6 protein-coding genes are annotated in these 6,114 nt (G+C 65.9%); 3 read left to right on the forward strand and 3 right to left on the reverse strand.

The genetic code is table 11. The features are described from left to right. Positions 1–40: 40 nt before the first annotated feature. On the reverse strand, positions 41–811 hold the full coding sequence (locus Q4E95_RS10355; RefSeq protein WP_303383231.1) for a hypothetical protein: 771 nt from the start codon (positions 809–811) through the stop codon (positions 41–43). A gap of 78 nt (positions 812–889) precedes the next feature. Here Q4E95_RS10355 and Q4E95_RS10360 point away from each other — a divergent pair, with 78 nt between their 5' ends. From Q4E95_RS10360 to Q4E95_RS10370, 3 genes are all read left to right on the forward strand, one after another. After that, positions 890–1,429, forward strand: coding sequence for an A24 family peptidase (locus Q4E95_RS10360; protein WP_303383232.1), 540 nt, complete (start codon positions 890–892; stop codon positions 1,427–1,429). Between the two features lie 58 nt (positions 1,430–1,487). Beyond that, positions 1,488–1,955: an NUDIX domain-containing protein gene (locus Q4E95_RS10365; protein WP_303383233.1), complete on the forward strand. Its 468-nt coding sequence runs from the start codon at positions 1,488–1,490 to the stop codon at positions 1,953–1,955. 151 nt (positions 1,956–2,106) lie between these two features. Further along, positions 2,107–3,603, forward strand: coding sequence for a mannitol dehydrogenase family protein (locus Q4E95_RS10370; RefSeq protein WP_303383236.1), 1,497 nt, complete (start codon positions 2,107–2,109; stop codon positions 3,601–3,603). Between the two features lie 25 nt (positions 3,604–3,628). Here Q4E95_RS10370 and xylB read toward each other — a convergent pair whose 3' ends face one another. Continuing rightward, complete coding sequence (gene xylB / locus Q4E95_RS10375) at positions 3,629–5,047, reverse strand: xylulokinase (protein WP_303383234.1); 1,419 nt, start codon at positions 5,045–5,047, stop codon at positions 3,629–3,631. A 28-nt stretch (positions 5,048–5,075) separates the two neighbouring features. Beyond that, positions 5,076–5,975 carry a sugar-binding transcriptional regulator gene (locus tag Q4E95_RS10380; protein WP_303383235.1) on the reverse strand — a complete coding sequence of 300 codons (900 nt, stop codon included), beginning with the start codon at positions 5,973–5,975 and terminating at the stop codon, positions 5,076–5,078. Positions 5,976–6,114 lie beyond the last annotated feature (139 nt).

Genomic DNA, 6,114 nt, shown 5'->3' on the forward strand with positions numbered 1-6,114 from the left:
GTTCCCGAGGGTCACCGGGCGGCATCTTTCGTCAGCTGGATCAGTCCAGCGGAATGGGCCACGGCAAGTGGTCCGAGACGTCCGTCAAGTTGAAGTCCATATCGGTGAAGAGGTCGTCCAGGAGGTAGTCGTCCACGGCCTCGATGCCCACCTTGTGCCCCTGACCCGCGAAGGGGCCCTCGAGCACCGAGGAGTACACGCACACGCCGGTCGCGGTATCCACGGCAATGCGCGTGGGCCCGGGTGCCAGCGGATGTTCCGGGGTAAAGGGGCGGTAACGGGTTCTCGGAGTGACGGTGGCGATCCAGACCCTGCGGTTCGCGAAGCGACCCTGGACCACATCCGTGAGGTTGGACGGCCGCTGCTCGGGCAAGTTGTTCGGAATGGGGGCGGATCCCACGCACTCGACCGGGTCCAGGACCGCTTGCCAGCGGCCCCCTCCGAACATGGGGTCGCCGTAGGCGGCCTCGGGGCGGCGTCGTACCAGGCCGTCGTCGTCGTAGAGGGGCGTGACGAGCGCGGGTGGGAGCAGCCACGACTTAGGGGTGGCCGCCACGTAGAAATCGTCGCGGGACTTTTCGAGGGAGGTGGCCGTATAGAGCAGCTTGCCCTGCAGTGTCTCGACGCGCAGATCCGACGGCCGTCGAATCCACGCCCGCACGGGAAGCGCTGCCGGTTGGTCGTTGCGCTCCGTCCAGTGCAGCGTGAACTGCAGCGTGTCCCAACGCCACGGGGACGATCGGCACAGCGCAGCGAACTGATTGGCCGGTACGCTCACTCGGGCGGGGCGGGAATCCCACGGTGCGCTCATACCCCTAGTCTAGGAACTCGTACTGCACATCCGCTGGGTCGGCTGACGGTGTCCGCGGGCGTGCTTAGGATGGAGATCATGATGCAGCCAATGACGGCGGGTGTCGGGGAGTTCGTGGGGCAACAGCTCCAAGCGGCCAACGCGTCAGGGTGGTTGGCCGCGGCGACCTGTGCCCTGGGTGTCCTGGTTCTTGCGTGCACAGGAGTGTGGTTGGCCGCGACCGACATCCGGTATCACCGGCTCCCGCGCAAAGTGGTGTGGCCGCTGTACCCAGCCGTCACCGCGCCCCTGGGTGTCTCCGCGAGTCTCGGTGGTGAACCCGTCCGTTGGTGGTGGATGCTGTGGGGTCTCATGATCATGGGCGGGTTGTTCGTTCTGCTGCGCCTTGTCTACCCGGCCGGCATGGGTCTGGGAGATGTCCGGCTGGCGGGAGTCCTGGGCATCGCCACGGGTTTCGCGTCCGTGAGCCACACGTTCATGGCCATCGCGGTGACCTTTGTCCTGGCGGGCTTGTTCTCCGCGGCTCTCTTGGCCGCGCGCAAGATCGAGATGTCCTCCCGGGTGGCCTTCGGACCCTTCATGTTGGTGGGCAGTCTGGGAGTCTTGGCGTTCATGTAGGCCGCTCCGGTAGACATGGAGCTCAGCATGCCAGCTCGACCAGCAGGAGGACCGCCCCGTGGCCACACCCGAATTCATCGTGGAATTGCGCAAAAAAATTGGTCACGACCTCTTGTGGCTGCCGGGCTGCACCGCCGTGGTCATCCACGAGGGCAAGGTGCTGCTGGGTCAGCGCTCCGACAACGGCAACTGGGGTCTGATCACCGGCATCGTGGAACCGGGGGAGGACCCGGGCGTTGCCGCACGCCGGGAATGCCTCGAAGAAACCGGTGTGGACGTCGAGGTCGAAGCGCTCGTGGGGGTCAAGGCCTACGACGTCGTGCGGTTCCCCAACGGAGACCTGTGCCAGTTCCTGGACCACACCTTTGTGTGCCGTTACGTGCGCGGCGAGGCGCGGGTCGCGGATGACGAATCATTGACCGTCGGCTGGTACAACCTGACCGACCTGCCGCCGATCCCCGAGCACCAACTGGAGCGTTTGCGTGCGGCCCAGGAGTTCACCGGGGTCACCGAATTCGAGCGGTAGGATTTCGCCCGGAATTCCTCGGTCTCATATGAGACACCGCTGATGCTCATCTGATATTCTCCAATGTGACCCAGCTCTCCCCGCTGCGGTTTGCTGCACACCTCTGGAGGATCTCGTGAGTTCTGACCATGCCGCGGGACAGGCCCGCCCGCTGAATCATTCGGTCCTCGATGCACTGGAGATTCCGGTGCCCGGCTATGACCGCTCCAAGGTCACGGTGGGCATCGTGCACTTCGGTGTGGGTGGCTTCCACCGAGCGCACCAGGCGATGTACCTGGATCAGTTGATGAATCAGGGCGAGGCCCTCGACTGGGGCATTGCCGGCATGGGGGTACTGCCCGGGGACGCTGCCATGCAGAGGGCCCTGGAGGAACAGGACCACCTGTACACCTTGGTCCTCAAGCACCCGGACGGCACGCTGGAACCCCGAGTCATCGGGTCGATCGTCGATTACGTGTTGGCTCCGGCCCAGCCCGAACGGGCCATGCAATTGCTGACCGCACCCAGCACCCGCATCGTCTCCCTGACGATCACCGAGGGCGGCTACAACTTCAACCAGGCCACGGGCCGGTTCGATGACACCAACCCCGCCGTGGTGCATGATCTCGAACAAGCCCAGGCCGCGGACAAGGAACTCTCTGCGGAACCGCCGGCCACCGTTTTCGGGCTGGTCGTGGAAGCACTCGCCCAGCGAAAGGCCGCGGGTACCGAGCCCTTCACCGTGATGTCCTGCGACAACATTCAGGGCAACGGGGACATGGCACGCGAGCAGTTCACGGCCTACGCGCGGCTGCGTGACCCCGAGCTGGCGCAGTGGATCCAGGATACCGTCCCGTTCCCCAATTCCATGGTCGACCGCATCACCCCGGTCACCACGGACGCGGACCGGGAACTCGTCACCCGCGAGTTCGGCGTAGTGGACACCTGGCCAGTGGTGTGCGAACCGTTCACCCAATGGGCGCTCGAGGATTCCTTCGTGTCCGGGCGGCCGCCGTTCGAGGACGTTGGTGTGCAGGTCGTTCCCGACGTGGTGCCCTATGAACTCATGAAGCTCCGGTTGCTCAACGCCAGCCACCAGGCCCTGTGCTACCCCGGCTACCTGGCCGGCTACCGCTACGCACATGAGGTGTGCCAGGACCCGCTCTTCGTCGAGTATTTGCTGGCCTACATGGACCGTGAAGCCACGCCCACCCTGCAGCCCCTCGAGGGAGTGAACGTTCACGCCTACAAACGTCAGCTGATCGAACGGTTCGCGAACCCTCATGTCCGGGACACTCTGGCGCGGTTGTGCGCCGAGTCCTCCGACCGGATCCCCAAGTGGCTGGTCCCGGTCATCCAGGAAAACCTGGCCGCCGGAGGAGAGCTCACCCTCTCTGCCACCATCGTGGCCTCATGGGCGCGCTACGCCGAAGGGACGGACGAGAACGGCCAGCCGATCGACGTGGTCGATCAGCGTAAGGACCGTGTCATGATTGCCGCCGCCCAGCACGAGGATGACGAACTCGCGTTCATCCGGGACCCCGAACTCTTCGGCGACCTCGTGGCGCACCCCGAATTCACCACACCGTATCTCGCGGCGCTTCGCAGTTTCCGTAGCCACGGCGCGCGAGCCACCATCGAAGCGGCCGTTCGCGGAACCCTCGCCTGAGCCGCCCGGTCTCCGAGCGGCGTCGTCAGCTCAGCTGCTTTTCGTAGCGGCGCCGCAAGGCCCCGTAGCGCTCGCGGAACTCGCCGACGCCGGTGTCGCCGGTGGGTGCCAATTCGCTGTCGATCACGCGGGGCCAGTCGGGTTGCCGTCCGGTCGCTGCCCATGCTGCCTGGCGAGCGGCACCCAACGCCACGTACTCTGCGGAGCGCGGGACACTGACGGTCAGATTCAGGGTGTCCGGGAGCACACTGCGCAACGCGTCCGACTTGGCGCCGCCGCCAATGAGCAACACCCGCTCCACGTCCACGTGAATATCGCGCAGGATGTCCAGGCAGTCCGCCAGTGAATTCGCCACGGCCAGGACGGCGGAGCGCGCGAGATTTTCTCGCGTGAACGACGCCCGGGTGAGGCCGTCCAAGCGTCCGGTGGCCTCGGGTAGGTTGGGCGTGCGCTCGCCGTCGAAATAGGGGAGCATCGTGAGCCCGCCGGCGTCGCTGGGTCCGCTCGTGGCCAGCCGCGTGAATTCGTCCAGATCGGCCCCCAGCGTCGCGGCGGTGGTGGTCATGACGCGCGCGGCATTGATGGTGCACAACAGGGGAAGGTGCTGGCCGGTGGCGTCTGCGAAACCGGCGGTGACACCGGAGCGATCGATCGTGGGCTCGGCGTTACAGGCGAACACCGTGCCCGAGGTGCCCACGGAAATGGCCACCTCGCCCGGCTCGAGGTTCAGACCCAGACCCGCGGCAGCATTGTCTCCCGCACCCGCGCCGACCACGGCGGGCGTGCCGCCGGTTCCGCACCACTCCGGCATGCGAGTACCGGCGGGCTCGTGAGCGGCCAGCACCCGCGGCAATTCCGGAACCGCGCCGAAATACTCCTGGAGCAGCTCGGGTCGGTACTGGTTGTCCGTGGCGTGGAAGTAGCCGGTACCGGACGCATCCGAGCGATCCGTGACGAACTCACCGCTCAGGTGCAGGGTCAGCCAGTCGTGCGGCAACATGACCCGGTGCACCCGGGCGGCGGCTTGGGGCTCGTTCTCGCGCAACCACGCGAGCTTGGCCAGGGTCATGGAGCTCACGGGCGCCATGTTGACCGTTTCCATCCACCAGTCCACGCCGTGCTCGCTCACCATGCGAGCGGCCTGCGGGGCGCTGCGCACGTCGTTCCACAGCAGCGCATCATGCACGGGTGCGCCCTGGGCATCAACGGCCACCATGCCGTGCTGCTGCCCGGCCACGGACACGCCCACGACATCGCCGCGCTCGGGAACTCCCGCCTCCCGCCACGCGGTCTTGAGTGCTTGCAGCCACACGTGTGGATCGACACTCGTGCCGTCCGGGTGGGGTGCCGTGGCGGTCGAGAGCACCTTGCCGCTCTCCAGATCCACCACCACTACTTTGCAGGACTGTGTTGAGGAGTCGATCCCCACCACCGTTGCGGACATATGCGAATACCTTTCCGGAATCTCTGGGTCAGCCGGCGCTGGCCGGCGTGGGTTCGGGGCGGTCGACGAGCGCGGCCAGGGCCTGGCGCAGTGGCTCGTCACACACGAGAACGTCAATGAGCCCGGCGCGCGCGGCGGCGTGGACCGCGGGTGCCCGGCCTGCATCAGAAGCAGCGGCCACGGTGGTGCGAGCGTTCCTGATCTGGTTCACCGAGGCAGCGACGACCATGGACTCGACCGGTGAGCTGACCGGCGCACCGTCCGCAGTCAGGAGATGTCCCGAAATTTCGGCGACGGCGCCCGCGTTGCGGGCCTGTTCGGCTACCTCCGGGGGCACCCTGTTCCACACGGAGGACAGCTCCGGCGACCAGGCCCCAATGGCGATCAGGGCGACGTCCAGGGCATTGGCCCGGTCAAGTGTCCGTGCAATTTCCGGGCTCTTCATGAGCGCATGGGCGTTCTCCACGATGAGTGGTGCCCAGAGCGGCCACGCGGATTGGCAGGTCAGCTCCGCCAGGAGACGGGGAGCCGCCTGATTGTCATCGTTATTGAGCGCCCCGGCCAGTTGAATGACCTGGTTGTGGGGTAGCTGCGGCAGCTCCCGAGTGACGAGTTGAAGAGTGCGGGACCATGAAATGCCCAGCACATCTCCGGGCTCGACCTGGTCCATGAAGACACGGGCGGTTTCCCTGGCCAGGGTGTGGCGGTCCGCGGGCCACGGCCCGGTACCCACCGTGACGACCCGAGTGATTCCGAGTGCCTGGGCGAGCCGAGCGTCCTGGTCATTGTCCGGGATCACGATCTCGATGCGGACGATTCCGGTGTCTTGCGCCTCCTGGATGAGCGCGGCCACCTGGAACCGTGACAGGTTGATTTGTTTGCCGATCGCCACCTTGGACGCGCCGTCCACGAAGTACAGCTGGGCCAATTGAGCCAGAAGTTTTTGGCGCGCCGATGGATCATTGGGGGGCCATGGGTCGGTCGTGGGCATTTCTCACCGCATCTGAGGGGTCGGCTCTTGATCATCTGAGTCTATATGACTAACATCACTTCTCAGATGTGAATCG

Source organism: Kocuria sp., assembly GCF_030536815.1.
Taxonomy (GTDB): domain Bacteria; phylum Actinomycetota; class Actinomycetes; order Actinomycetales; family Micrococcaceae; genus Kocuria; species Kocuria gwangalliensis.

Bases quoted from the DNA above. Each gene is read 5' to 3' on its own strand.
- Q4E95_RS10355 (WP_303383231.1), bottom strand. From the start codon at position 811: ATGAGCGCACCGTGGGATTCCCGCCCCGCCCGAGTGAGCGTACCGGCC.
- Q4E95_RS10360 (WP_303383232.1), top strand. From the start codon at position 890: ATGATGCAGCCAATGACGGCGGGTGTCGGGGAGTTCGTGGGGCAACAG.
- xylB (WP_303383234.1), bottom strand. From the start codon at position 5,047: ATGTCCGCAACGGTGGTGGGGATCGACTCCTCAACACAGTCCTGCAAA.